Origin of the sequence: Chitinimonas lacunae (assembly GCF_042650885.1) — a bacterium.
Taxonomy (GTDB): domain Bacteria; phylum Pseudomonadota; class Gammaproteobacteria; order Burkholderiales; family Chitinimonadaceae; genus Chitinimonas_A; species Chitinimonas_A lacunae.
This window is the reverse complement of record NZ_JBHSBU010000001.1, coordinates 851,681-876,577: the sequence shown is the minus strand read 5'-3', so window position 1 is coordinate 876,577 and position 24,897 is coordinate 851,681. Positions and strand designations below refer to the sequence as shown.

Sequence of the window (24,897 nt, the reverse complement as noted above, 5' to 3'; positions counted from 1 at the left end):
TACCGAAAGGAAAACCATGTTTACCGGAATCGTCCAAGCCGTTGGACGCATTGGGATGCTCAAACCGCTCGAATCGGGCGTGCGCCTGACGGTGATCGCCGGTCAGCTCGATCTGTCCGATGTGCAGATCGGCGACAGCATCGCCATCAACGGCGCCTGCATGACGGTGGTCGAGCGTACCGACAAGAGCTTCAAGGTGGACGTCTCGGCAGAATCGCTCGACTGCACCTCCGGCCTTGATGATGTCGGCCGCGAAGTCAACCTGGAAAAAGCGCTGCGTCCCACCGACCGGCTGGGCGGCCATCTGGTCAGCGGCCATGTCGATGGCCTGGGCAACGTGGTGAAATTCCAGCCGGTGGGCGAGAGCACCGAACTGGTGATCCGGGCGCCACTGGCGCTGGCCAAATATATCGCCGCCAAAGGCTCGATCGTGGTCAATGGTGTGTCGCTGACCACCAATCGGATCAGCGATGTGCCGGGCGGCTGTGAATTCTCGATCAACCTGATCCCGCATACCCTGGCTGTGACCGCCCTGCGTCATCTCAAGGTCGGCGAAGCGGTCAATCTCGAAATCGACCTGATCGCCCGCTATGTCGAGCGTATGCTGAGCTTCGACAGCCAGGCCCGTTAAGCCAACCGATGTCATCTGCCATGCCCATTGCCCCGATTCAAGATATTGTTGCCGACCTCGCCGCCGGCAAGATGGTCGTCCTGATCGACGAGGAAGACCGCGAAAACGAAGGCGATCTGGTCCTTGCCGCCGACCATGTCACCCCTGAGGCGATCAACTTCATGGCCCGCTTCGGCCGGGGCCTGATCTGTCTGACCCTGACCGAAGCGCGTTGCCGTCAACTCAATCTGCCATTGATGGTCAGCAATAACGGCACCCCGCACGGCACCAACTTCACCGTATCGATCGAAGCGGCCGAAGGCGTCACCACCGGCATCTCGGCCCACGACCGCGCCCATACCGTCAAGGTGGCGGTGGCGCGTGATGCCCGGCCGGGCGATCTGGTCCAGCCCGGCCATATCTTCCCGCTGATGGCCCGCGAGGGGGGCGTGCTGGTGCGTGCCGGTCATACCGAAGCCGGCTGCGATCTGGCCGCGATGGCCGGTTGTTCGCCCGCTTCGGTGATCTGCGAAATCATGAACGACGACGGCACCATGGCCCGTCTGCCCGAGCTGGTCGAGTTTGCCCGTCAGCATGATCTCAAGGTGGGCACCATCGCCGACCTGATCCACTACCGCAGCCGCACCGAGTCGCTGATCGAGCGGGTCGACAGCCGTCCGGTGATGACGCCGCGCGGCGAGTTCGAACTGGTGGTGTTCCGCGACGCCACGGCCGGAGCGGTGCATCTGGCCCTGGTCAAGGGCGAGATTCGTCCCGAGGATGAAGTGCTGGTGCGTGTCCACGAGCCCCTGTCGGTGATGGACTGGATCGATTGCGGCCAGACGCGCCATTCCTGGAGCGTGCACGCCAGCCTCGACGCCATCAATGCCGCAGGGCGCGGGGTGATGATCCTGCTCCATCGCAGCGAAAGCGGCGACGAGCTGCTGGCGCGGGCGTTGCCCGAACTCAAGCGCAATGTGCCGCGCAAATGGGATATGCGCACCTACGGCATCGGCGCCCAGATGCTCAAGTCGCTGGGCGTCGGACGGATGAAGCTGCTGTCGCCGACCCGCAAGATGCCCAGCATGGCCGGTTTCGGCCTCGAAGTGACAGGCTTTGTCGAGCCGGAGGCGTGACGGTTTTTTGACGGCCGGGCGGCGCTGTATTAGCATATATACCTTTGTATATATGCCCGGTCGCGTCGCCCTATGAGCCAGGTTTCCTTGCGTAAAGTCGGTTCGAGTTTCGTCACCACGATTCCGGCCGAACTGGTCCAATCGCTGCAATTGCAGGAAGGCCAGCGCTTCGAAATCGCCCAGGAGAACGGCCGTCTGGTGCTTACCCCGCTTTCCCCCGAACTCGATGAGGTGCTCGCGGCCCACCGCGAGCTGCTGCGGCGCTACCGCAGTGCTTTCCATCAACTGGCCGATGCCTGAAGCGATGCCGGTTTTTCTCAGTCCGCTTGCCGTGATGACCGTGCAGCACGAACAGCAGTCCGTGTTCGGCGGTCGCCATGGCCTGCGCGACGGCGAACGGCTGCGGGCGGCGCTCGATGCTGCCGAGTTGGTCTGGCGCCAGTGTGGCGACCTGATCGAAGCGGCCGCCGAGCTGGCCCTGGCACTGCTGCGCGAAGCCCCCTTCATCGACGGCAACCGGCGCACTGCCGCCGATTGCATGCTGACCTTGCTGTCCCTCAATGGCGTCGTCGCGACGCCAAGCAATACCGAACTGTTCACCTGGACCATGGATGCGGCGCACGGTGCCCTGGATCGCCCGGTGCTGGCCGAGCGTTTGCGTCGCTGCTGTGTGCCCGCTTCCCTAAGCTGAGGATGTCCCATGCCCCGTTTTGCGCATATTCCGGAAATCGAACCTGATCTCGACGGCAGCGGCCTCAAGATCGGCATTGTGATGAGCCGGTTCAACTCCGACGTCTGCGAGGGTCTGCTCGCGGCCTGTACCGACCAGCTCAAGGCGCTCGGCGTGCGCGATGCCGACATGCTGATCGTGACGGCGCCCGGAGCCCTGGAAATCCCGCTGCTGCTGCAGACCATGGCCAAATCGAGCCGCTTTGATGCGCTGGTGGCGCTGGGCGCAGTGATCCGTGGCGAGACCTATCATTTCGAGCTGGTGGCCAATGAGTCGGGCGCGGGGGTCACCCGGGTCGGGCTGGACCACGATATGCCGATCGCCAACGCCATCCTGACCACCGATACCGATGACCAGGCCCTGGTCCGGATGCAGGAAAAAGGCCGCGACGCTGCCCGCGTGGCGGTCGAGATGGCCCGGCTCAACGCTGCGTTGCGCCATCCGCGCTAAATCTGCCTTTTCCGACTTTCTACCCATCGATCGGCGCGGCGTTTCCGCCGCGCCTTGCTCTTTTTGAAAGGAACCGAGCCATGAATGCCACTCCCGCCTCTACCCAGAAAGGTCCGCACAAATCGGCCCGTCGCCGTGCCCGCGAATTTGCCGTGCAGGGACTCTATCAGTGGCAGTTGACCGGCGACTCGGTCGGCAGTATCGACAAGTATCTGCGCGACAGCAGCACCCTGTTCAGCCGCGCCGACGAGAGCCTGTTCCGCGAGATCTTCTACGGGGCGATGCGTGACGCCGAACAGCTCAAGGAGCGGTTGGTTCCCTGCCTCGACCGCGACGAGGCCGAGATTTCCCCGGTCGAGCGCGCCATCTTGTTCGTTGCCGCGTTCGAGCTGCTCAACAAGCCCGAAACCCCCTACGCCGTGGTGATCAACGAGGCCATCGAGATTGCCAAGACCTTCGGCGGCACCGACGGCCATAAATTCGTCAACGGTGTGCTCGACAAATTTGCCCTGCTGGTCCGCCCCGACGAGGTCGGCTCGGGCCGGCAGACCCGCCAGCGCTGAGCCACCATGGCGCTTGGCGAATTCGATCTGATCCGGCGCTATTTCAGCCGCGCCACGCCGTCGGCACTGCTGGGCATCGGCGACGATGCCGCGCTGGTGGCGCCAACGCCGGGTCAGGCGCTTGTCGTGGCGGCCGATACGCTAGTCGAAGGCCACCATTTCTTCGCCGGCACCGCGCCCGAGGCGCTGGGGTGGAAGGCGCTGGCGGTCAATCTGTCCGATATGGCCGCCATGGGCGCCACGCCGCGCTGGTTCACCCTGTGCCTGACTCTGCCTGCCGCCGAGCCCGACTGGCTCGCCGGCTTCGCGGCCGGCCTCTATGCGCTGGCCGAGCGCCATCAGGTCGAGTTGATCGGTGGCGATACCACCGGCGGCCCCTTGGCCTTTTCGGTGCAGATACTGGGGGAGGTGGCGCCAGGGCAAGCATTGCGCCGCGCTGGTGCCCGGATCGGCGACGATGTCTGGCTATCTGGCCCGACCGGCGCCGCTGCACTGGCCGTCGAAGCGCGCTACGGCCGCCTGACGCTGGCGCCGGATGATCTGGCCTATTGCGCCAACCGGCTTGATCGGCCTGAACCCCGGGTCGAGCTGGGTCTGGCTCTCGCTGGCCTGGCGCATGCCGCCATCGACATCTCCGACGGTCTGCTGGCCGATGCCGGCCATCTGGCTGCTTGTTCAGGCGTGGCGGTGCATCTTCATACCGATCTTCTTCCCTCGTTGCCGCTGCCCCCCGCGCTGGCCAACTCCGCCGCAGCCTGGCGTGCCGCACTGGGCGGCGGGGATGACTACGAACTCTGCTTCACCGCTGCGCCGCAGCAGCGTGCGACGATCGAGCGGATCGGCGAGAAACTTGGCCTGCCGTTGACGCGGATCGGCCAGATCGAAGCAGGGCAGGGGGTACGGCTATTGGATGACGCGGGTCGCCCACAACAGGTAGAACGGCTCGGATTTGATCATTTTGCAGGCAAATAGAAAAAATAAGGAAAAGCGTCTGCAAGACTTATGGCGGGGTAAATAAATATATAAATATTTTCCTCTCCCGCCTCTCCCATCTGTCCTCCACCCTCCCAATTGCTCCACATCGGTCTTCAACCTGGCGTCCAGGTAGCAACCAGGCTCGCCAAGCAGTACAGACCGATGCTCGCAAGCTGCCATCGTGTCCATTCCCCTATCTTGTCCGGACAGCGTTGTACCGCTTTGCCGTCAGAGTATTTCCATTTCAACCGGTGTCGCCAGCTAACGCTGGTAGCTCGTTGCACGCTTGTGCTTTCAGGGTCGGGCACATTGACTCCGGATGGGTTGGGCATCTGGCCTGGATGCCCTCGATAGGGTGGTTGCTGAGTCGGAAGGTGGGAGAGAGGCGAGGAGGGACAGTGAGATAGCGCTATTGTTATTTCAGGATCGATTGAATAAGACTTAAACGGTTGGGGAATATGGGCTACCATGGGTCGGTTTCGCCGTGGCGGTGAGCTGTGAGTGATCGTGACAGCCGCTGCCGTGTCTAACCTGAGAGCGCGTCCCATCGCGGACGTGGTGATCTCCCGGAGACGCCCATGACGAGCCATGTTTCCCCTTTGTTTGCCTTTCCGTTCCGGCATTCGGCCCCGCTGACGCTGGGGGTTGAACTTGAACTGATGCTGGTCAACCGCAATGACCGTGATCTGGCACCGCGTGCCCAGTCGCTGTTGGATTTGACCGCTGCCGGCCCTTACCACAACCAGATCGTGCCCGAAATCACCCAGAGCATGATCGAGCTGAACAGCTCAGTCCATCAGCGTATCGACACCTTGGCCGAAGAGCTGCGCTTGATCGGCCGCCATCTGGTCGAATCGGCCAACTCGCTTGGCATCGATCTGGCCGGCGGGGGTGCCCATCCCTTCCAACGTTGGCAGGAAAGATTGATTTTTCCCGGTAATCGTTACCGGATGTTATCTGATCTATACGGTTATCTAGCTAAGCGCTTTACCGTGTTTGGTCAGCATATCCATATCGGTTGTCCCGACGGCGATACGGCCGTCTATCTGATCCACCAGCTTGGCCGCTTCGTGCCCTTCCTGATCGTGCTGACGGCCTCGTCGCCGTTCTATCAAGGCGTCGATACCGGTTTTGCCAGCGCGCGGATGAACAATGTCGCCGCCTTCCCCTTTGCCGGCCATATGCCTGAAGTGGCCGATTGGGCCGGTTTCGAGGCGTATTTCCACGATATGAGTCGGCTCGGCATCGTCGAGACGATGAAGGATTTCTATTGGGATGTCCGGCCCAAGCCCGAATTTGGCACGGTCGAAGTACGGATCTGCGATACACCGCTGCGTATCTCCAGCGCCGTGACGACCACGGCCTTCCTCCAGGCACTGGTTGCTTGGTTGCTCGATGAACGGCCGCCGCTCGATATGACCTCGCTGTATCGCGTCTACGCCTATAACCGCTTCCAGGCCGCCCGGTTCGGGATGGAGGCCGATATCGTCGACCCAATGAATGCCCGGCGCGAAAATATCGGCGATGCACTGAGCGATCTGCTTGAGCGACTGCAGCCGTATGCCGAGGTGCTGGGCAGCACCGCCCAGTTCGACGCCTTGCGCGAGCGGGTCGACCAGCGCGATACCGATGCCGAGCAATTGCGCCGGGTCTATGCCGAAAGTAATGACTGGATGCTGTTGGTGGCCTGGCAGGTGGAGATGCTGCGGGCTGAGCTTGACGTATAATCCGCGCCGCTTCGCCCGACGAGGGTCGTCGGGCGGCTCCACCGAGTAATGCCGATGCCTGCGTTGCAGCCCACATTCCGTTTTCTGCTGGCCCATCCGGCCCATTTCATCGCCTTGGGTTTCGGCAGTGGGCTGGCGCCTTGGGCGCCCGGCACGTTCGGTTCGCTGGCGGCCGTGCCGCTCTACTTGGGGTTGGCGCTGTTGATGCCACCACTATGGATTGCACTGCTGGCCATTCCCGCCTTCTTCCTCGGCATCTGGGCTTGTGAGCGGACCGGCCGGGCACTGGGCGTCAGCGACCACGGCGCCATCGTGATCGACGAGATCGTGGCCATGCTGCCGCTGCTGGCGCTGGCGCCGCAGGACTGGCGCGGCATGCTGGTGGCCTTGGGGCTGTTCCGGCTGTTCGATATCTGGAAACCATGGCCGATCCGCTGGTTCGACCGCCATCTCAAGGGCGGCCTTGGCGTGATGGTCGATGATGCTGTCGCCGCGCTGTTTGCTGTGCCTTTCCTCGCCTGGTGGGGCTATACGGCTTTTTGAGGTCGGTTTGCCGGTGGTGGTGGAGTCGAAGGTCGCGCTTTTCGGGCTGGCCGGGATCGTTCAACAGGAGCAGGACACTGAGTAGCCGCGACAGCACCACTGGTCTTGTCTTGCCGGGGCGGGTCCATCGAATCCACCTCCCCACAGGTCACTTGCTGGTAATTTGATTTTTTCATTTAAACTCCATCAGCAACTTGCAGTCGTTTTTCCTGAATTTTCAGTTTTCTTCCTCACGTTCTCCTGGGCCATATTGCAGACCTAGCCATTTGCCGCCCACAGGCAAAATTCGGCTTTGACTGGTATCGAAACTGGTACTAGATTGGATTGCTGCATGTCTGTCCAATCGACCCATCCTACGGCCAGACGAGGCGGCATCCATTCCACCAACTGATCGATTTCCGCCCGCAAAGCGACTGACAGCTTGGGCGGACACGGCCTTGGCCGTGGCTTTGAAGGAGGACGTCATGCATCGTTTTACCCATCTGTTTGTCCGGACTTTGCCCTGGCTGGGACTGGCGCTGGCCGGCACCGTCTGGGCTGCGCCTGTCTGTAGTGAATGGAAAAGCGGTCAGGTCTACACCCAGGGCAGCTATGCGCTGGCCGACGGCAAGACCTGGCGCGCCAAATGGTGGACCCAGAACGAACGTCCGGGCGCATCGGCCTGGGGGCCGTGGGAACAGCGCCCTGAGGGCGAATGCAGCGGCGATGACGGCGGCGGCACGCCCGACCCGACCCTGCCACCCGAGCCGACCCCGACGGTAGGCCGCCATGTCGGCGCCTATTTCACCCAATGGGGTATCTACGGACGCAATTACAAGCTGCGCAATCTGGTCGATAGTGGCGGCCATCAACGGCTGACCTTTCTCAACTACGCTTTTGGCAATGTCTATGCAGACGGCCGCTGCGGCATCGTCACCCGGGCCGAGAACGGCAACGGCGATGGCGGGGATGGCTGGGCCGACTACCAGCGCTCCTTTGCTGCCGGCGAATCGGTCGATAGTGTGGGCGATAGCTGGAATGACGCGCTGCGCGGCAATTTCAACCAATTGCGCAAGCTCAAGTTCAAGAATCGCAATCTCAAGGTGCTGATCTCGCTGGGCGGCTGGACCTGGTCGCGCAACTTCGGCAGGTTCGCGGCGACCGAGGCCGGTCGCCGTGAGATGGCGCGGTCCTGCATCGATCTGTATATCCAGGGCAATCTGCCGCGCGCCGAGGGGGCAGGTGGCCTGGGGGCTGCCAAGGGCGTATTCGATGGGATCGACATCGATTGGGAATATCCCGGCGGGGGCGGTCTGCCGAGCAATTCGGTCGACCCAGCCGATAAGCGCAACTTCACCCTGTTGCTGGCCGAATTTCGCCGTCAGCTCGACGAGATTGGCCGGCAGCACCAGCGGCGTTACTACCTGACGGTGGCGATCGGCTCCGGCGGCGACAAGATCCGTAATACCGAGCCTGCGCTCTATAGCCAGTATCTCGACTGGATCAACGTGATGAGCTACGACTTCCATGGCGGCTGGGAAGCGATGGGGCCGACCAATTTCCATTCCAATCTGTTCCGCGACCCGCAGGCGCCGGTGACGGGCGATGCCGTCTACTACACCGTTGACGATGCCCTGCGTACCCTGGTCGAGGCAGGCGTGCCGCGCGATAAGCTCAATGTCGGCATTCCGTTCTACGGGCGGGGTTGGCAGGGGGTGACGGCCGGGCCGGCCGGGGACGGGCTGTATCAGCCGGCAACGGGTCCGGCCAAGGGAAGCTGGGAAGATGGCTATGACGACTACAAGGTGCTGCGCGGCAAGACCGGCAATCGCTACTACCATCCCGTCACCGCGCAACTCTGGTTCTACGACGGCAACAACTTCTGGAGCTATGACGACCCCAGCGTGATTGCCCGCAAGGCCGGCTATGTGCGGGAGCAGCGGCTCGGTGGCCTGTTTGGCTGGTCGCTCGACGGCGACGATGGCAGCGGGAGCTTGCTGAGCGAGATGTGGAAGGTCAGAAATCCCTAAGCGCCTGTTTACCGCCGCCTGGACCACAGGCGGCGGTTTTTTGCGGCAGGGGAAAGAAAGGCGCGGAGATTTATCGGGCTGATCCAGAAGACCGGACACTTGAACTGGATGAATCCACTCACCCTTCTATATGCCGTCCGACTGACGCGGTTGCGGCCTAAACTGGCGGCATTGTATGATCGCCGCTGCACAAAAAGACAAAACGGCAGGGTCCGGATAGCCAGCGCCATGTAGTGCCGGCACCGGAGGCGAGGAGACGCGCCGCAGTACCATTCCGTTGTTTTTCCCGATAAAAACCCGATGCGATTTCGCCTGATTCGGCGAAACGATTATTTGCGTCTATAAAAAGCAGGCTGTCCGGCATATTGCTGCAATCTGCCACGGTTATTTTCCGTTTCGCCGCGCCGGCTCGATCCGGCTGCGTTCGTTATGGCATTCCTTGCGAGGAGCTTGTCCGATGAAACTCGAAACGCCGTCCGATAGCGATGCTCCCCCGGTGCTGCACGAAGCCACCAGCGTCATGACGCTGCATCCGGGCGATTGCGGGGTCGAACAATGGATGCGCCAATTCGCCCCGGTCCAGGCAGCACGTTTTCGCTGTGGTCAACCGGTGCCACCGTGGTTGCGCGAGGATGGCCCGCTGCGCCGGGCCTTGGTGCGTGAATTATCGTTCCGGGCCTATGCCAAGGATCTGGCAGCCCATAGCCTGTGCCATCTGGCGGCGCTCGCCCCCAATACCGAAGAGCGCGAATATTTCGTCACCTATCTGGTCGATGAGACCCGCCATGCCGCCGGTTTCCGCCAACGGCTGATCGATCTGGCCGGGCCGGTCGATGAGCTGACCACGCTTCAGTCGGAAGCAGCCGGAAACGATCGCAACCAGGTGCTGTTTCCGCTCGATATCTGGAGCCGCGAGATACTCGAAGGCCGGCTCGACTATCTGGGCGGCGTAGCGATGGTGGCGTTGCTGTTCGATGCGGTGCTGTCGCCGCTCGACGGTTTCGGCGAATCGACCTGGCACAGCTTCGACCCGGTCTCCGCCGATCTGCTCGGCAGCGCCGACCGTGCCCAGACCCGCCATCTGGCCGTATGCGCCAATATCCTGCGTGCCCATCTGCTGCACCATCCACAGGACTGGCCCACCCTGGCCCGCTTTGTCGCCGACGGCCTGACCCGCTGCCGCGAGCTGCCGGTGGCGGCGCTGATGCTGGAGCGGGCGGCGCAGTATCAGCTCGGTCTCGATAGCCACCGCTACTGCCTGGGAGAGGCCGAGTTCGAATTCGGCCTGCGGCTCGCCGATTCCTCACCAGCGCAACGGGTCGCGCTGGCGCTGGAGCGGGCCGATACGGCGCTGACTTCCCGCCTGACCCATATCGGTTTGATTACAGCGATGCGACCGAACTGAATAGTCCGCAAGAAGTGGCTGGAATACGAAATATCCTGCAAGTGACTTGCAGGATATTTTCTTTTGGAGAGACAGTGGATGAAGGGGGTGGGGCGTTTATGCCTTTTTGTTTCCAATCGACCTGTTTTTGATGTTTACTAAATATAAATCTTTCAAATTTATGAAATATATTTTTTAGTATATAAGCACTATTCGCATTGTTTCTTGTGTTGCTTTGTCTGTTTATTTTAATTATTATTCGCCTCGGCTTTAAAGCCAAAAAACACCCAAGTGCAGTGACTTGTAAATCAAAAACTCTCCGGAGGAACATTAAATGAAGCTGACTCTGAAACTGGCTGCTGCCGCTCTGATGATCGTTGGTGTTGCCCACGCTGCTCCCGCGATCAACCTCAAGCCCACCAAGCCCGCCTGCATCCAGGTGATCACTCCCGCCTACAACCCGCTGACCGGCGAGTGCCGCGAGTTCCCGACCCCCTGCGATGTGCCGTTCGGCTGGATCAAGACCAGCGGCGGTTGCAGCGTGGCCAAGGCCGATACCGGCTGGACCAAGCTGGTGGAAAACACCGCTAAATAATTCTTGTGGTGGCCGCCTGATCACCGGCCACCAACAATGAAAAACGGCACCCTCGGGTGCCGTTTTCTATTGCCTGACAGAAAGCCCGTCCAAGTGACGGGCTTTTGCCGTTTAGCCCAGCAGATGGGCGACGCCGGCGCGCTCTTCCTCGAGTTCGGCCAGGGTCTTGTCCATCATGGTGCGGCTGTACTCGTCGATCGGCAGATCGCGGACCATGCTGTATTCGCCGTTCTGGGTAACCACCGGGAAGCCGTAGATCACGCCTTCGGGAATGCCGTAGGAACCGTCGGACGGAATACCCATCGTCACCCACTTGCCATTGCTGCCCAGCACCCAGTCACGGATATGGTCGATGGCGGCATTGGCAGCCGAAGCAGCCGAGGACAGGCCACGTGCCTCGATAATCGCGGCGCCGCGCTTGCCGACCTTCGGAATGAAGGTGTCGCGGTTCCAGGCTTCGTCACCGATCAGGTCCTTGAGCGAAGCGCCGCCGACAGTGGCGAAGCGGTAGTCGGGGTACATGGTCGGGCTGTGGTTGCCCCACACCACCAGCTTTTCGATATCGGCGACCGGCTTGCCGGACTTGGCAGCCAGTTGCGACAGGGCGCGGTTGTGATCGAGGCGCAGCATGGCGGTGAAATTCTTGGCCGGCAGATCCGGCGCCGACTTCATCGCGATATAGGCATTGGTGTTGGCCGGGTTGCCGACCACCAGCACCTTGACATCACGGCTGGCGACGTCGTTCAGGGCCTTGCCCTGTTCGGTGAAGATCTTGGCGTTTTCGAGCAGCAGGTCCTTGCGCTCCATGCCCGGGCCGCGCGGACGGGCGCCAACCAGCAGGGCAATGTCGGCATCCTTGAAACCGGCCTGCGGGTTGTCGAAACCTTCCATGCCGGCGAGCAGCGGGAAGGCGCAGTCTTCCAATTCCATCATCACGCCCTTGAGGGCCTGTTGCGGCTTCTCGAACGGCACTTCGACCAGTTGCAGAATGACCGGCTGGTCCTTGCCCAGCATTTCGCCCGAGGCGATACGGAACAAAAGGCTGTAACCAATCTGGCCGGCGGCGCCGGTCACGGCAACGCGAACGGGTTTTTTCATCATGGGACTCCTGTGGGACTAGGGCGGCGGTTCCCGCCGTCTGGTGCATGGCGCCCGGCTAGGCCAGGCAGCGTCTTTGCGGCAGTGCAACGACGCGCAGTGTAACACCGGCCTTGGCCGAATTCATCACGCGCCAGCGCGGCCATCGGCCTGATCGGCACGAAATCTTATGTCTTATATAAGACTGCGGTAGACAGCCGTGCATGATAAGGGTATAAACGCAAAACCCTATCCCCAGCACAGTTATGGCAAGCGTCCATTCGCAGCGCACCGGCGAAGAATTGCCGAGTCGGCAGCCGCTGTACGTACAAGTCCGCGATCAGATCGTGACCAGCATCGAAGCCGGTGAATGGCATGCCGGCGACATGCTGCCGAGCGAGTTCGAACTGGCTGACCGTTTCCGAGTCAGCCAGGGCACGGTGCGTAAAGGCCTGGACCTGCTCGAAGCCGAAGGCGTGCTACGCCGCCGTCAAGGACTTGGCACTTTCGTGGCCGAGGCCGACGACGGTTGGGGCAGGGCGGAATTGCCGGGCATCGGCCATCCGCTCGACGCCGATCTCGAACTGCTCAGTTGCAGCCGTGGCCATGCCGGCGATACCGCCGCTGCCGCCCTGGGGCTGCGACGCGGTGCAGCCATCACCGTGGTCAGGCGGCTTGCACGGGTGGCCGGCGAACCGTTCGCCCTTATCGATAGTTGTGTCTCAAGTGAACGATTCGACGGGCTCGATGCCCGGCGGATCAAGCAGGCCGACTGCAATCTGCGCCGAATCTGGTTACGCCAGTTCGGTTTGCGGGTGGTGTCCGATTCGCCGCTGTATCGGGCGGGTCTGGCCGGGCGGGAGGAGGCACGGCTGCTGGGTGTCGGTCTCGACGCCCCGCTGCTTGAAGTGCTTCGCACCGCTAGCGGGATGGATGGCCGTCCGGTCGAGTGGACCACCGTATGGTGCCGCACCGACCTGTACGGCTATCGTCCTTGAGCGTTCGTCCCAAAATCGGGGTGGGGCGCCGGATGCGGCAGGGAGACTCTGCTAGAATCGCAAGGCTTTGCGGCAACGATTGCTTGGTTGCCCCGTCTTGTTCGAACTGGCGGGGCTGTCCGTCTTGTCGCGTGGTTTATTAAAAAGGAAAGAGTCATGGAGAAAACACGCCCCAAGCATCTAGACCTGCCCAAGATCAGGCTACCCTTGCCGGGTTTTGTCTCGATCTTGCACCGCATCAGCGGCGCACTGCTGTTCTTGGCCATCCCTGTCGTCCTCTGGCTGATGCAAGGGTCGCTCAGCTCTGAAGCCCAATTCGAAGCGTTCCGTGGCTTTATCTCCCATCCCATCGTCAAGCTCGGCCTGATCGCCCTGCTGTGGGCCTATCTGCACCATGCCTGTGCCGGCCTGCGTTTCCTGTTCCTCGACGTGCACAAGGGCCTCGATCTTCCGACCGCCCGCAAGACTGCGATGGCCGTTCTGGTCGTCAGCATTGCGCTCACGCTCGTTATCGGAGGTGTCCTGTGGTAAATCGCCATGTGATCGGCGCGCATTACGGCTTGCGCGACTGGCTGCTGCAACGCATCACCGCCGTGGTGATGCTGGTCTATACGCTGGGCCTGCTGGCCTTCCTGTTCCTTGCCGCCGACGCCAGCTACGAAGGCTGGAAGTCGCTGCTGTCGCAGACCTGGGTCCGGGTGTTCAGCTCGGTAACGGTGCTGGCGCTGCTGCTGCACGCCTGGGTCGGGGTGCGCGATATCTGGATGGACTATGTCAAGCCCGTCGGTCTGCGTCTGACTCTCCATGTCCTGACCATTCTGTGGCTGGTCGGCAGTTTCGTATACGCGGTTAAAGTGGTGTGGGGTGTGTAATGGCGACGATCGCTAAACGTCATTTTGATGCAGTGGTGGTGGGCGCCGGTGGCGCCGGTCTGCGCGCCGCCCTGCAATTGTCCGAAGCCGGCCTCAAGACGGCCGTGCTCTCCAAGGTGTTCCCGACCCGTTCGCATACGGTGGCGGCCCAGGGTGGGGTGTCGGCCTCGCTCGGCAATTCCGAGCCCGATCATTGGCACTGGCATATGTACGATACCGTCAAAGGTTCCGACTGGCTCGGCGACCAGGACGCCATCGAATTCATGTGCCGCGCCGCACCGGATGCGGTGATCGAACTCGAACACTTCGGCATGCCGTTCGACCGCAATGCCGACGGCACCATCTATCAGCGCCCGTTCGGCGGTCATATGTCGAACTTCGGCGAAAAGCCGGTCCGTCGCGCCTGCGCCGCTGCCGACCGTACCGGGCATGCCATGCTGCACGCGCTCTACCAGCGTAATGTGCGGGCCAATACCCAGTTCTTCGTCGAATGGATGGCGCTGGATCTGATCCGTGCCGAAGACGGCCGCGTGCTCGGCGTGGTGGCGATGGAAATGGAAACCGCCCAGGTCGTGGTATTCCAGGCCAAGGCCACGCTGTTCGCCACCGGCGGCGCCGGTCGGATCTTCTATTCCTCGACCAATGCCTTTATCAATACCGGCGACGGTCTCGGCATGGCTGCCCGTGCCGGCATTCCGCTCGAAGACATGGAATTCTGGCAGTTCCACCCGACCGGTGTGGCAGGCGCCGGGGTGCTGATCACCGAGGGCGTGCGCGGCGAAGGCGGTATTCTGCGCAACGCCGCCGGCGAGCGTTTCATGGAGCGTTACGCTCCGGTTGCCAAGGACCTGGCTTCGCGCGATGTGGTATCGCGTGCCATGGTCACGGAAATCAACGAAGGTCGCGGCTGCGGTCCGGGCAAGGACCATGTGCTGCTCGACATCACCCACCTCGACCCCGAACTGATCAAGTCGAAACTGCCGGGCATCCGCGAAATCTCGATCAAGTTTGCCGGCGTCGACCCGATCAAGGCGCCGATTCCGGTGGTGCCGACCTGCCATTACCAGATGGGTGGCATCCCCACCAACTACCGCGGTGAAGTGGTCGAACGCATCGACGGCAGCGACCGGGTGGTCCCGGGCTTCTACGCCGCCGGCGAAGTCGCCTGTGCCTCGGTACATGGCGCCAACCGCCTCGGCACCAACTCGCTGCTCGATCTGCTGGTGTTCGGCAAGAGCGCCGGTGATTCGGTGATCGACTATATCCGCCGCGAAGGCGACGGCCTGCCGCCCGTGCCGCAGTCGGAAATCGACCGCGCCCTGGCCCGGGTGGCCCGACTCGACAACCAGAAGAACGGCGTCGACGTCAACGAAGCCCGTCTCGCCATGCAGCGCACCATGCAGGCCCACTGTGGCGTGTTCCGTTTCAAGGACCTGCTCAAGCAGGGCGTGGAAAAGATTCTCGAAGTCGAGAAGATGGTGCGCAGCACCGAGATCAAGGACAAGTCCAAGGTGTTCAACACCGCCCGCATCGAAGCGCTGGAGCTGGAAAACCTGATCGAAGTGGCCAAGGCCACCATGATCTCGGCCGAGGCCCGCACCGAATCGCGCGGCGCCCATGTGCGCGACGACGCGCCCGACACGCCCGCGCATCCGAACGGCCGTGACGACGAGAACTGGCTCAAACATACCTTGTGGTACCGCGACGGCAACCGGCTCGACTACAAGCCGGTCAATATGCAGCCGCTGACGGTAGACCCCATCGCCCTGAAGGCGCGTTCCTACTGAGGGGATTAGCAATGACCACCCGTACCGTCAAATTCAGTCTCTACCGCTACGATCCGGATAAGGACGCCAAGCCTTATATGCAGGATATCAGCGTCGAACTCGACCCGACCGAGCGCAAGCTGCTCGATGCCCTGGTCAAGCTCAAGGTCAAGGACGACACCCTGTCGTTTCGTCGTTCCTGCCGCGAGGGCGTCTGCGGCTCCGACGCCATGAATATCAATGGCAAGAACGGCCTGGCCTGTATCACCGATATCGATACCCTGAAGCAGCCGATCGAAATCCGGCCGCTGCCGGGTCTGCCGGTGGTGCGCGACCTGATCGTCGACATGACCCAGTTCTTCAAGCAGTACCACTCGATCAAGCCCTATGTGGTCAACGACACGCCGCCGCCCGAGCGCGAGCGTCTGCAGTCGCCTGAAGACCGCAAGGAGCTCGATGGCCTGTACGAGTGCATTCTGTGCGCCTGCTGCTCGACCTCGTGCCCATCGTTCTGGTGGAACCCCGACAAATTCGTCGGCCCAGCCGGTCTGTTGGCTGCCTACCGCTTTATCGCCGATACCCGCGATACCGCGACCAACGAGCGGCTCGACAATCTGGAAGACCCGTACCGGCTGTTCCGCTGCCATACCATCATGAACTGTGTCGATGTCTGCCCGAAGGATCTCAACCCGACCCGCGCCATCGGCAAGATCAAGGATCTGATGGTCAAGCGCATCGTCTGAGGTCGTCGTCATGTATACCGAGGCGGACAAGAACCGCATCCGCTGGCGTTCGCGGCGCGGACTGCTGGAATTGGATCTCGTGCTGCAACGCTTTCTGGCGCACGAGTTCGAGCATCTGGACGAGGCGACCCTGGCCGCCTACGACGATCTGCTGATGCTGCCGGACAACGACCTGCTCGATCTGGTCGATGGCCGTACCGACAGCGACGATCCACGCTTCCAGTCCCTGGTGGTCCGGCTGCGTAGCTGGCAAGCGCCCGGAAATCAACAATAATGCGGTAATTCGCGTGCCGGACCGATCAGGTCCGGCGCGACCCGAAACTACAATTCAGGAGCACTTCTAATATGGATAAGGTCACGCTCTCGTATAACGGCGACCAGAACTCGATCGAGCTGCCGGTACTGAAAGGCTCGCTCGGCCCCGATGTCGTCGATATCCGCAGCTTCGGCAAGACCGGCCTGTTCACCTACGACCCGGGTTTTCTGGCGACCGCCAGTTGCGAATCCAAGATCACCTTTATCGATGGCGATCTGGGCCAGCTCTACTACCGTGGCTACCCGATCGAACAGCTGGCCGAGCACAGCGACTTCCTCGAAGCGTGCTACCTGCTGCTGAACGGTGAACTGCCCAACGCCAAGGAAAAGGCCGACTTCGACTATATGGTCATGCGCCACAATATGCTGCATGACCAGATCCTGTCGTTCTACAAGGGTTTCCGCCGCGACGCCCACCCGATGGCCGTGATGGTCGGGGTGGTCGGCGCGCTGTCGGCCTTCTACCACGACTCGCTCGATATCAACGATCCGCACCATCGCGAAGTGTCGGCCTTCCGCCTGATCGCCAAGGTGCCGACCATCGCCGCCCAGGCTTACCGCTATAACAAGGGTCTGCCGTTCTCCTATCCGAAGGGTGGTCTGTCCTACGCTGAGAACTTCCTCCATATGATGTTCTCGACCCCGGTGACCGAGTACAAGGTCAACCCGGTGCTGGCCAAGGCGCTCGACCGCATCTTTATCCTGCACGCCGACCACGAACAGAACGCCTCGACCTCGACCGTCCGTCTGGCCGGCTCGTCGGGTGCCAATCCGTTTGCCTGTATCGCTGCCGGTATCGCCTGTCTGTGGGGCCCGTCGCACGGCGGCGCCAACGAAGCGGTGCTGAAGATGCTGGCCGAGATCGGCGACGAGTCGAAGATCGGCGAATTCATCCAGGGCGTGAAGGACAAGCGCTTCAAGCTGATGGGCTTTGGCCACCGCGTGTACAAGAATATGGACCCGCGCGCCGAGATCATGCGCCGCACCTGCCACGAAGTGCTGACCGAACTGGGCCTCCAGGACGATCCGAAGTTCAAGCTGGCCATGAAGCTCGAAGAGATCGCCCTGAACGACCCGTATTTCGTCGAGCGCAAGCTCTACCCGAACGTCGACTTCTACTCGGGCATCGTCCTGTCGGCCATCGGCATCCCGGTGTCGATGTTCACCCCGATCTTCGCCCTGAGCCGCACCGTGGGCTGGATCTCGCATTGGACCGAGATGATCGCCGACCCGACCATGAAGATCGGTCGTCCGCGTCAGCTCTACACCGGCTCGCCGCGTCGCGACTACGTTCCGCTCGACGAGCGCAAGTAATCCCGTCTGACGCTCCGGCCTGCCGGCCGGAGCGTACCGATGCCCCGACGGACGGCGGGGCATCGGTATGGCTCGAATCATCCGTTCGTTTTATCCCAAGTCGTTTGTCGAAATCGTCCCGCCTCAACCGGGGGCGAAGAAGGAATCCGGAAAAGGCCTCACCATGATGCAAACCTTCATGAGCCACTCCTATCTGTTCGGCGGCAATGCGCCGTTCATCGAGGAGCTGTACGAGCAATATCTTGCCGACGCGCAGTCGGTCCCGCAGGAATGGCGGGATTATTTCGACAAACTGCAACAACTGCCCGGCAGTGCGGATCGTGATATTCCGCGTGCGCCGATCGAGCAGTCGTTTATCCAGTTGGCCAAGCAGCCACGTCTGGCGACGCGCAGCGCCGCCAGCGAATCGGCGTCGATGAAAAAGCAGGTCGCGGTGCTCAAGCTGATCTCGGCCTACCGGGTGCTGGGCTCGCGTCACGCCAACCTCGATCCGCTCAAGCGCATGGATCTCAATCCGGTGCCCGAGCTCGAGCCGTCCTACCACGGCCTGACCGACGCCGATATGGCGCTACAGTTCGACTGTGGCAGCCTGGTCGGCCCCGAGCGTGATTCGCTCGCCAATATTGTGGCCCGCCTGAAGCAGACCTACTGCAGCAATGTCGGTCTCGAATACATGCATATCACCCAGTCGGAACAGAAGCACTGGGTGCAGCAGCGCTTCGAGTCGATCCGCTCGACCCCGAGCTTCGACCAGGCCAAGAAGGCGCGCATCCTCAAGCAGATCACCGCCGCCGAAACGCTCGAGCGTTATCTGCATACCAAATACGTCGGTCAGAAGCGCTTCTCGCTCGAAGGCGGGGAAAGCCTGATCGCCGCCATGGACCATCTGGTTCAGGGTGCCGGCGCCGTGGGCGTGCAGGAAATGGTGATTGGCATGGCCCACCGTGGCCGCCTCAATGTGCTGGTCAATACCCTGGGCAAGCGTCCGGCCGAACTGTTCTCGGAATTCGAGGGCAAGTCGACCATGGATCTGCCGTCGGGCGACGTGAAATACCATATGGGCTTCAGCTCCGATATCCCGACCCCGGGCGGCCCGATCCACGTCAGTCTGGCCTTCAACCCGTCGCACCTCGAAATCGTCAATCCGGTGGTGGTGGGCTCGGCCCGTGCCCGGCAACAGCGCCGTGGCGACCGTACCGGCGATCAGGTGCTGCCGGTGCTGCTGCACGGTGACGCGGCCTTTATCGGCCTTGGCACCAACCAGGGTACCTTCAACCTGTCGCAGACCCGTGGCTATGGTGTCGGCGGCACGGTGCATATCGTTATCAACAACCAGATCGGCTTTACCACTTCGGACACCCGCGACGCGCGTTCGACCCTGTATTGCACCGATATCGCCAAGATGATCGAAGCGCCGATTTTCCACGTCAACGCCGACGACCCGGAAGCGGTCTGTCTGGTGATGCAGGCGGCGCTCGAATTCCGCATGAAGTTCCACAAGGACGTGGTGATCGATCTGGTCTGCTTCCGTAAGCTCGGGCACAACGAGGGCGACGACCCGATGCTGACCCAGCCGATGATGTACAAGAAGATCGCCAAGCACCCCGGCGCACGCAAGCTCTACGCCGACCGTCTGATCGGCGAAGGTCTGCTGTCGGCAGCCGAGGCCGATGAGCTGATCAAGGCCTACCGCGCCGCGCTCGACAAGGGTGAGCATGTCGAACAGACCACCCTGACCGACTTCAAGCGCAGCTTTGCCATCGACTACGGCGCCTTCAAGGGCACCCACTGGGCTCATCCGACCGATACCACCCTGTCGGCCGGCGAAGTGCAGCGTCTGGGCGAAAAACTGACCCGGATTCCCGAAGAATTCAAGCTCCATCCCACCGTGGACAAGGTCCTGGCCGCCCGCCGAGAAATGGCTGCTGGCAACCAGGCAATCGACTGGGGGATGGCCGAGACGCTGGCCTACGGCTCGCTGCTGGAAAAAGGCTATGGCGTGCGTCTGTCGGGCGAAGACTCGGGCCGCGGCACCTTCTCGCACCGTCATGCCGTGCTGCACGACCAGAACCGCGAGCGCTGGGACCAGGGCGCTTATGTGCCGCTGCGCCATCTGTCGGACAATCAGGCCCATTTCCTGGTGATCGACTCGATCCTCAACGAAGAGGCGGTGCTGGCCTTCGAATACGGCTACAGCTCTTCGGCACCGGACGAACTGGTGATCTGGGAAGCCCAGTTCGGCGACTTCGGCAACGGCGCCCAGGTGGTGATCGACCAGTTCATCACGTCGGGTGAAACCAAGTGGGGCCGTTACTGCGGCCTGACCATGATCCTGCCGCATGGTTACGATGGCCAGGGTCCCGAGCACTCGTCGGCCCGTCTCGAGCGCTATCTGCAATTGTGCGCCGAGCACAATGTGCAGATCGTGATGCCGTCCGAAGCGGCCCAGATGTTCCATGTGCTGCGCCGGCAGATGCTGCGGCCCTACCGCAAGCCGCTGATCATCCTGATGTCCAAGCGCCTGCTGCGCTACAAGGACTCGATGAGCCCGCTCGAGCAGATCACCTCGGGCGGCTTCCGTCCGGTGATCGGCGACCCGGACCAGCCTGATGTCAAGAAGGTCAAGCGCGTGCTGGTGTGCTCGGGCCAGGTGTTCTACGACTTGCAGAACGCCCGCAAGGAACGTGGCATCAAGGATATCGCCATCGTCCGGGTCGAGCAGCTCTATCCCTTCCCGACCGAAGAGCTCAAGGCCGAACTCGACAAGTACATCGTGGCGCGCGAGATCATGTGGGTGCAGGAAGAGCCGAAGAACCAGGGCGCCTGGCATCAGATCCGCCACCGTCTGGAAAACTGCATGCGGCCCAAGCAGGCCCTGCTGTATGCCGGACGGCCGTCCTCGGCCTCGCCGGCGGTGGGCTATATGAGCAAGCACGTCGCCCAGCTCAAGGCCTTCCTCGACGAAGCCATGACCCTCAGCAAGTAAATCGTGCCAAGCCGGCCGCCCACGGGCGGCCGCTTGCCGTGTTCTACCCCAACGCTAGGCTGCAAAAAACCTGGAGTCACAATAAATGTTGATCGAAGTCAAAGTCCCGCAATTGCCCGAGTCGGTGTCCGAAGCCACGCTGGTGGCCTGGAAAAAGAAGGCGGGCGACTATGTCGAACGTGACGAGAACCTGATCGATCTCGAAACCGACAAGGTGGTGCTCGAACTGCCGGCACCGCAAGCCGGCGTGCTGGTCAAGATCGTCAAGAACGACGGCGCTACCGTGGTCAGCAACGAAATCATCGCCACCATCGATACCGAAGCCCGGGCAGGCGCCCCGGCTCCCGCCGCCGCCCCGGCACCTGCGCCGGCTCCCACGCCCGCCGCGGAAGCCGGCCGTGTCGCTGAAGCTGCCAAGAAGGCAGGTGTGCCGGAGAACGCCATCGGTTTCGGCACCGCCGTGATGCCGGCCGCCAAGAAGGCGGCAGCCGATCTGGGCGTTGACACCAGCAAGGTCGAAGGCAGCGGCCGTGGTGGTCGGGTGCTCAAGGAAGACGTGGTCAACGCCGCCAAGTCGCCCGCTCCGGCGCCGGCACCGGCCGTGGCCCCGGTCGAGATCCAGGGTGATCGTCCCGAACAGCGCGTGGCCATGTCGCGTCTGCGTCAGCGCGTGGCCGAGCGCCTGGTCCAGTCGCAATCCACCGCCGCCATCCTGACCACGTTCAACGAGGTCAATATGAAGCCGCTGATGGATCTGCGTAACCGCTACAAGGACAAGTTCGAGAAGGAACACGGCGTCAAGCTCGGCTTTATGTCGTTCTTCGTTAAGGCGGCCGTGCATGCCCTGAAGAAATTCCCGATCGTGAATGCCTCGGTCGACGGCAGCGACATTGTCTACCATGGTTACTATGACATCGGCGTGGCCGTGGGCAGCCCGCGCGGCCTGGTGGTGCCGGTGATCCGTAATGCCGACCAGCTGAGCCTGGCCGAGATCGAAAAGCAGATCGCCGACTTCGGCAAGCGTGCCCAGGAAGGCAAGCTGAGCATCGAAGAGCTGTCGGGTGGCACCTATACCATCTCCAACGGCGGCACTTTCGGCTCGATGATGTCCACCCCGATCATCAACCCGCCGCAATCGGCCATCCTCGGCATGCATGCCACCAAGGATCGCGCCGTGGTCGAAAACGGCGAAGTGGTGGTACGTCCGATGATGTATCTGGCACAGAGCTATGACCACCGTATCATCGACGGCCGCGAAGCGGTGCTGAGCCTGGTGGCGATCAAAGACGCGATCGAAGACCCGGCCCGCTTGCTGCTGGACCTGTAAACCGTCCCGCCGTCCCCGGCCGTCCGGCCGGGGTCGCCGGAGCAGGAGGAGACCAATATGACCGAAGCCAAAGACGAAGTGAAGAAACCGCGCGTCAAGCGGCCGCCAGTGCTGTTCCCCAAGACCCAGCAACTGATCGGTGAACTCGAAGCCAGACTCGGCCACCGGCTGTTGGCGTATTGGACCTCGAACAATGGGTCGGTCTGTGCCAACGATCTGGTGGCACTGCATAACCTGTTCCAGAAGATCGGGACGCAGAACGAGATTTCGCTGTTCATCAAGTCACGCGGCGGCGACCCCGAGTCGGCGCTGCGTATCGTGCATCTGATGCGGCAGTATTGTGGCCGCATCAATGTGCTGGTTCCGCTCGAATGCGCCTCGGCCGCCACCATGATTGCCCTGGGTGCCGATGTGATCCGGATGGGGCCGCTGTCCTATCTGACGGCGGTCGATTCTTCGCTGACCCACGATCTGTCGCCGCTCGATCGCGACAACGACCGGGTCAGCGTGAGCGCCGACGAATTGGCCCGGATCATCCGGCTCTGGCGCCTGAGTGGTCAGGAGCACCACGCCACCAATCCGTATAGCGAAATCTTCCGCTATATCCATCCGCTGGTGGTGGGGGCGATCGATCGCTCGAGCAGTCTGTCGATCCGCATCTGCGCCGAAATCCTGCGCTATCACATGACCGACGACGCCCGGGCCACCGCGATCAGCCAGCATATGAACAGCGACTATCCCTCGCACAGCTACCCGATCACCCGGCGCGAAGCGGCGCGGATCGGTCTCAATGTCGAAGGGCTCGACGACGAGACCAACAATATGCTGCTGGTACTCAACGAGTTCTATTCGGAGATGGGCCAACGTGCCGTCACCGACTTCGACGAGTGCAACCAGCACGACAACAGCATCCTCAATATCATCGAGGCACGCGATACGCAGATCTTCTACCAGAACGAGCGCGACTGGGTGTATCTCCGCGAGGAGCGCCGCTGGCGCACCCTCAACGACGAAAGCACCTGGCGCAAGACCGAGGTGGTGGACGGCAAGCGGCGTACCTCGCGCCTGCATATCCGCTGACGGGATTCGCCCCCGTCGGCCAACCGGAGAGTTTTTGAATGTCCAAGCAATTCGATGTCGTGGTGATCGGCGGCGGCCCCGGCGGCTACGTTGCAGCCATCCGTGCCGCCCAGCTCGGTTTCAGCACTGCCTGTATCGACGCCACCAGCAGCAAGGACGGCAAGCCCAGCCTGGGCGGTACCTGCCTCAACGTCGGCTGCATCCCGTCGAAGGCCCTGCTCGAATCGTCGGAGAACTATGAGCGCGCCCTGCACAAGTTCGCCGACCACGGCATCTCGACCGGCACGGTCAAGATGGACGTGGCGCAGATGCTCAAGCGCAAGGAAGACATCATCAGCAAGAACACCGGTGGCATCGCCTTCCTGTTCCGCAAGAACAAGGTGACCAGCCTGCACGGTCTTGGCAGCTTCAAGGGCCGCGCCGGTGACAAGTGGCAGCTCGAGGTCAAGGGCGCCGACGGCAAGTCCGACACCATCGAAGCCACCCATGTGATCGTCGCCACTGGCTCCAAGGTGCGTCAATTGCCTGGTGTCACCATCGACAATCAACTGGTGCTCGACAACGAGGGCGCCCTGGCGATTCCGGCCGTGCCGAAGCGCCTGGGCGTGATCGGGGCCGGTGTGATCGGTCTGGAAATGGGTTCGGTCTGGAAGCGCCTTGGCGCTGAAGTCACCGTGCTCGAAGCGATGCCGACCTTCCTGGGCGCCGCCGACGAGCAAGTGGCCCGCGAAGCGCAGAAATACCTGACCAAGGAAACCGGCCTGCTGATCCACACCGGCGTCAAGCTCGGCGAAATCAAGACCGGCAAGAAGGACATCACGGTCAACTGGACCGACGCCTCGGGCGCTGCCCAGAAGAACGTGTTCGACCGCCTGATCGTGGCCATCGGCCGCGTGCCCAACACCGATGGTCTGGGTGCAGCCGAAGTCGGTCTCAAGCTCAACGAACGCGGCCAGGTCGAGGTCGATGACGATTGCCGTACCAATCTGCCCAATGTCTGGGCCATCGGCGACGTGGTGCGCGGCCCGATGCTGGCGCACAAGGCTTCGGAAGAAGGGGTGGCCGTGGCCGAACGGATCGCCGGTCAGCATCCGCATGTCGATTTCGGCGTGATTCCGTGGGTGATCTACACCAGCCCCGAAATCGCCTGGGTCGGCAAGACCGAGCAGCAGCTCAAGGCCGAAGGCATCGAATACAAGAAAGGCCAATTCCTGTTCTCGGCCAACGGCCGCGCCCTGGCGCTCGGCGAAGCCAAGGGCTTTGTCAAGATGCTGGCCTGCAAGCAGACCGACCGTATCCTCGGCGTACATATCGTCGGTCCGTTCGCGTCCGAGCTGATCTCGGAAGCCGTGGTGGCGATGGAATTCTCGGCCAGCTCGGAAGACCTGGCCCGCATCGTCCACGCCCATCCGTCGCTGAGCGAAGCCATGCACGAGGCGGCGCTGGGTTGCGATGGCCGCACGCTGCATAGCTGATAAGAAAAATGCACTAAATATCCTATGTCCGATCTTCGTGTCGGAACATGACTGACATAGCAGATTAGTTGCCGTTTTGAGTTCGCTCTTCTGTAAGGCTTGCAAAGGGCTGACCAGATTATTTGAAGAAACAACGGACGCAGCAGCTGGCGGCATAGGATAATTACTAAGATTCGTAAAAGCCCGGCGATTGCCCCTGCTGGCAGTGGCCGGACCGGACTT

Annotated in this window: 24 protein-coding genes; 23 read left to right on the top strand and 1 reads right to left on the bottom strand. The window is 61.9% G+C overall.

Translation table 11 applies throughout. The annotated features are described in order from the left end of the window. The first annotated feature begins 16 nt into the window (after positions 1–16). From ACFOW7_RS03955 to ACFOW7_RS03900, 12 genes are all read left to right on the top strand, one after another. Positions 17–631 carry a riboflavin synthase gene (locus ACFOW7_RS03955; protein ID WP_378161263.1) on the top strand — a complete coding sequence of 205 codons (615 nt, stop codon included), beginning with the start codon at positions 17–19 and terminating at the stop codon, positions 629–631. A gap of 20 nt (positions 632–651) precedes the next feature. Next, positions 652–1,746 (top strand): bifunctional 3,4-dihydroxy-2-butanone-4-phosphate synthase/GTP cyclohydrolase II, encoded by a 1,095-nt coding sequence (gene ribBA / locus ACFOW7_RS03950; protein WP_378161261.1) that lies wholly within the window; start codon positions 652–654, stop codon positions 1,744–1,746. A 72-nt stretch (positions 1,747–1,818) separates the two neighbouring features. Further along, a complete protein-coding gene (locus ACFOW7_RS03945; protein WP_378161259.1) occupies positions 1,819–2,046 on the top strand; it encodes an AbrB/MazE/SpoVT family DNA-binding domain-containing protein in 228 nt (75 codons plus the stop codon). A gap of 4 nt (positions 2,047–2,050) precedes the next feature. Next, entirely contained in the window at positions 2,051–2,437 is a 387-nt protein-coding gene (locus ACFOW7_RS03940; protein WP_378161257.1) for a type II toxin-antitoxin system death-on-curing family toxin, read from the top strand. Positions 2,438–2,446: 9 nt separating this feature from the next. Continuing rightward, positions 2,447–2,926: a 6,7-dimethyl-8-ribityllumazine synthase gene (gene ribH, locus ACFOW7_RS03935; RefSeq protein ID WP_378161254.1), complete on the top strand. Its 480-nt coding sequence runs from the start codon at positions 2,447–2,449 to the stop codon at positions 2,924–2,926. Between the two features lie 80 nt (positions 2,927–3,006). Beyond that, positions 3,007–3,489 carry a transcription antitermination factor NusB gene (gene nusB, locus ACFOW7_RS03930; protein WP_378161252.1) on the top strand — a complete coding sequence of 161 codons (483 nt, stop codon included), beginning with the start codon at positions 3,007–3,009 and terminating at the stop codon, positions 3,487–3,489. Positions 3,490–3,495: 6 nt separating this feature from the next. Next, positions 3,496–4,461 carry a thiamine-phosphate kinase gene (gene thiL / locus ACFOW7_RS03925; RefSeq protein WP_378161250.1) on the top strand — a complete coding sequence of 322 codons (966 nt, stop codon included), beginning with the start codon at positions 3,496–3,498 and terminating at the stop codon, positions 4,459–4,461. Between the two features lie 581 nt (positions 4,462–5,042). After that, on the top strand, positions 5,043–6,191 hold the full coding sequence (locus tag ACFOW7_RS03920; RefSeq protein ID WP_378161247.1) for a YbdK family carboxylate-amine ligase: 1,149 nt from the start codon (positions 5,043–5,045) through the stop codon (positions 6,189–6,191). A gap of 54 nt (positions 6,192–6,245) precedes the next feature. Beyond that, positions 6,246–6,734: a phosphatidylglycerophosphatase A family protein gene (locus tag ACFOW7_RS03915; protein ID WP_378161245.1), complete on the top strand. Its 489-nt coding sequence runs from the start codon at positions 6,246–6,248 to the stop codon at positions 6,732–6,734. A gap of 464 nt (positions 6,735–7,198) precedes the next feature. Continuing rightward, positions 7,199–8,743 (top strand): glycosyl hydrolase family 18 protein, encoded by a 1,545-nt coding sequence (locus ACFOW7_RS03910; RefSeq protein WP_378161243.1) that lies wholly within the window; start codon positions 7,199–7,201, stop codon positions 8,741–8,743. 457 nt (positions 8,744–9,200) lie between these two features. Beyond that, entirely contained in the window at positions 9,201–10,148 is a 948-nt protein-coding gene (locus ACFOW7_RS03905; RefSeq protein ID WP_378161241.1) for a hypothetical protein, read from the top strand. Between the two features lie 313 nt (positions 10,149–10,461). Continuing rightward, complete coding sequence (locus ACFOW7_RS03900; RefSeq protein WP_378161238.1) at positions 10,462–10,722, top strand: hypothetical protein; 261 nt, start codon at positions 10,462–10,464, stop codon at positions 10,720–10,722. Positions 10,723–10,833: 111 nt separating this feature from the next. On the opposite strand, the gene ACFOW7_RS03895 is transcribed toward ACFOW7_RS03900, so the two are convergent. Then, positions 10,834–11,820: a malate dehydrogenase gene (locus ACFOW7_RS03895; RefSeq protein ID WP_378161236.1), complete on the bottom strand. Its 987-nt coding sequence runs from the start codon at positions 11,818–11,820 to the stop codon at positions 10,834–10,836. Between the two features lie 245 nt (positions 11,821–12,065). On the opposite strand from ACFOW7_RS03895, the gene ACFOW7_RS03890 reads away from it, so the two are divergent. From ACFOW7_RS03890 to lpdA, 11 genes are all read left to right on the top strand, one after another. Beyond that, positions 12,066–12,797, top strand: coding sequence for a GntR family transcriptional regulator (locus ACFOW7_RS03890; RefSeq protein ID WP_378161234.1), 732 nt, complete (start codon positions 12,066–12,068; stop codon positions 12,795–12,797). Positions 12,798–12,953: 156 nt separating this feature from the next. After that, entirely contained in the window at positions 12,954–13,328 is a 375-nt protein-coding gene (gene sdhC / locus ACFOW7_RS03885) for a succinate dehydrogenase, cytochrome b556 subunit (protein ID WP_378161232.1), read from the top strand. Continuing rightward, the gene (gene sdhD / locus ACFOW7_RS03880; RefSeq protein ID WP_378161230.1) at positions 13,322–13,669 is read left to right on the top strand and encodes a succinate dehydrogenase, hydrophobic membrane anchor protein; all 348 of its coding nucleotides are present in this window, start codon (positions 13,322–13,324) and stop codon (positions 13,667–13,669) included. Before sdhC ends, sdhD begins: the two co-directional genes overlap by 7 nt. Further along, a complete protein-coding gene (sdhA, locus tag ACFOW7_RS03875) occupies positions 13,669–15,456 on the top strand; it encodes a succinate dehydrogenase flavoprotein subunit (protein WP_378161228.1) in 1,788 nt (595 codons plus the stop codon). The genes sdhD and sdhA overlap by 1 nt, the downstream gene beginning before the upstream one ends. A gap of 11 nt (positions 15,457–15,467) precedes the next feature. Further along, the gene (locus ACFOW7_RS03870; RefSeq protein ID WP_378161226.1) at positions 15,468–16,178 is read left to right on the top strand and encodes a succinate dehydrogenase iron-sulfur subunit; all 711 of its coding nucleotides are present in this window, start codon (positions 15,468–15,470) and stop codon (positions 16,176–16,178) included. Positions 16,179–16,188: 10 nt separating this feature from the next. Next, positions 16,189–16,452, top strand: a complete 264-nt coding sequence (locus tag ACFOW7_RS03865) for an FAD assembly factor SdhE (RefSeq protein ID WP_378161224.1) — start codon at positions 16,189–16,191, stop codon at positions 16,450–16,452. 71 nt (positions 16,453–16,523) lie between these two features. Continuing rightward, positions 16,524–17,807 (top strand): citrate synthase, encoded by a 1,284-nt coding sequence (gene gltA, locus ACFOW7_RS03860; protein WP_378161222.1) that lies wholly within the window; start codon positions 16,524–16,526, stop codon positions 17,805–17,807. Positions 17,808–17,970: 163 nt separating this feature from the next. Continuing rightward, positions 17,971–20,793: a 2-oxoglutarate dehydrogenase E1 component gene (locus ACFOW7_RS03855; RefSeq protein ID WP_378161219.1), complete on the top strand. Its 2,823-nt coding sequence runs from the start codon at positions 17,971–17,973 to the stop codon at positions 20,791–20,793. 85 nt (positions 20,794–20,878) lie between these two features. Then, positions 20,879–22,120 carry a 2-oxoglutarate dehydrogenase complex dihydrolipoyllysine-residue succinyltransferase gene (odhB, locus tag ACFOW7_RS03850; RefSeq protein WP_378161217.1) on the top strand — a complete coding sequence of 414 codons (1,242 nt, stop codon included), beginning with the start codon at positions 20,879–20,881 and terminating at the stop codon, positions 22,118–22,120. A gap of 57 nt (positions 22,121–22,177) precedes the next feature. Continuing rightward, positions 22,178–23,200 (top strand): ATP-dependent Clp protease proteolytic subunit, encoded by a 1,023-nt coding sequence (locus tag ACFOW7_RS03845; protein WP_378161215.1) that lies wholly within the window; start codon positions 22,178–22,180, stop codon positions 23,198–23,200. A 38-nt stretch (positions 23,201–23,238) separates the two neighbouring features. Beyond that, positions 23,239–24,675, top strand: coding sequence for a dihydrolipoyl dehydrogenase (gene lpdA / locus ACFOW7_RS03840; RefSeq protein WP_378161213.1), 1,437 nt, complete (start codon positions 23,239–23,241; stop codon positions 24,673–24,675). Positions 24,676–24,897: the final 222 nt, after the last annotated feature.

Excerpts from the sequence above, each read along its gene's own strand:
- ACFOW7_RS03955 (WP_378161263.1), top strand. The coding sequence starts at position 17 with ATGTTTACCGGAATCGTCCAAGCCGTTGGACGCATTGGGATGCTCAAA.
- ribBA (WP_378161261.1), top strand. The coding sequence starts at position 652 with ATGCCCATTGCCCCGATTCAAGATATTGTTGCCGACCTCGCCGCCGGC.
- ACFOW7_RS03945 (WP_378161259.1), top strand. The coding sequence starts at position 1,819 with ATGAGCCAGGTTTCCTTGCGTAAAGTCGGTTCGAGTTTCGTCACCACG.
- ACFOW7_RS03940 (WP_378161257.1), top strand. The coding sequence starts at position 2,051 with ATGCCGGTTTTTCTCAGTCCGCTTGCCGTGATGACCGTGCAGCACGAA.
- ribH (WP_378161254.1), top strand. The coding sequence starts at position 2,447 with ATGCCCCGTTTTGCGCATATTCCGGAAATCGAACCTGATCTCGACGGC.
- nusB (WP_378161252.1), top strand. The coding sequence starts at position 3,007 with ATGAATGCCACTCCCGCCTCTACCCAGAAAGGTCCGCACAAATCGGCC.
- thiL (WP_378161250.1), top strand. The coding sequence starts at position 3,496 with ATGGCGCTTGGCGAATTCGATCTGATCCGGCGCTATTTCAGCCGCGCC.
- ACFOW7_RS03920 (WP_378161247.1), top strand. The coding sequence starts at position 5,043 with ATGACGAGCCATGTTTCCCCTTTGTTTGCCTTTCCGTTCCGGCATTCG.
- ACFOW7_RS03915 (WP_378161245.1), top strand. The coding sequence starts at position 6,246 with ATGCCTGCGTTGCAGCCCACATTCCGTTTTCTGCTGGCCCATCCGGCC.
- ACFOW7_RS03910 (WP_378161243.1), top strand. The coding sequence starts at position 7,199 with ATGCATCGTTTTACCCATCTGTTTGTCCGGACTTTGCCCTGGCTGGGA.
- ACFOW7_RS03905 (WP_378161241.1), top strand. The coding sequence starts at position 9,201 with ATGAAACTCGAAACGCCGTCCGATAGCGATGCTCCCCCGGTGCTGCAC.
- ACFOW7_RS03900 (WP_378161238.1), top strand. The coding sequence starts at position 10,462 with ATGAAGCTGACTCTGAAACTGGCTGCTGCCGCTCTGATGATCGTTGGT.
- ACFOW7_RS03895 (WP_378161236.1), bottom strand. The coding sequence starts at position 11,820 with ATGAAAAAACCCGTTCGCGTTGCCGTGACCGGCGCCGCCGGCCAGATT.
- ACFOW7_RS03890 (WP_378161234.1), top strand. The coding sequence starts at position 12,066 with ATGGCAAGCGTCCATTCGCAGCGCACCGGCGAAGAATTGCCGAGTCGG.
- sdhC (WP_378161232.1), top strand. The coding sequence starts at position 12,954 with ATGGAGAAAACACGCCCCAAGCATCTAGACCTGCCCAAGATCAGGCTA.
- sdhA (WP_378161228.1), top strand. The coding sequence starts at position 13,669 with ATGGCGACGATCGCTAAACGTCATTTTGATGCAGTGGTGGTGGGCGCC.
- ACFOW7_RS03870 (WP_378161226.1), top strand. The coding sequence starts at position 15,468 with ATGACCACCCGTACCGTCAAATTCAGTCTCTACCGCTACGATCCGGAT.
- ACFOW7_RS03865 (WP_378161224.1), top strand. The coding sequence starts at position 16,189 with ATGTATACCGAGGCGGACAAGAACCGCATCCGCTGGCGTTCGCGGCGC.
- gltA (WP_378161222.1), top strand. The coding sequence starts at position 16,524 with ATGGATAAGGTCACGCTCTCGTATAACGGCGACCAGAACTCGATCGAG.
- ACFOW7_RS03855 (WP_378161219.1), top strand. The coding sequence starts at position 17,971 with ATGATGCAAACCTTCATGAGCCACTCCTATCTGTTCGGCGGCAATGCG.
- odhB (WP_378161217.1), top strand. The coding sequence starts at position 20,879 with ATGTTGATCGAAGTCAAAGTCCCGCAATTGCCCGAGTCGGTGTCCGAA.
- ACFOW7_RS03845 (WP_378161215.1), top strand. The coding sequence starts at position 22,178 with ATGACCGAAGCCAAAGACGAAGTGAAGAAACCGCGCGTCAAGCGGCCG.
- lpdA (WP_378161213.1), top strand. The coding sequence starts at position 23,239 with ATGTCCAAGCAATTCGATGTCGTGGTGATCGGCGGCGGCCCCGGCGGC.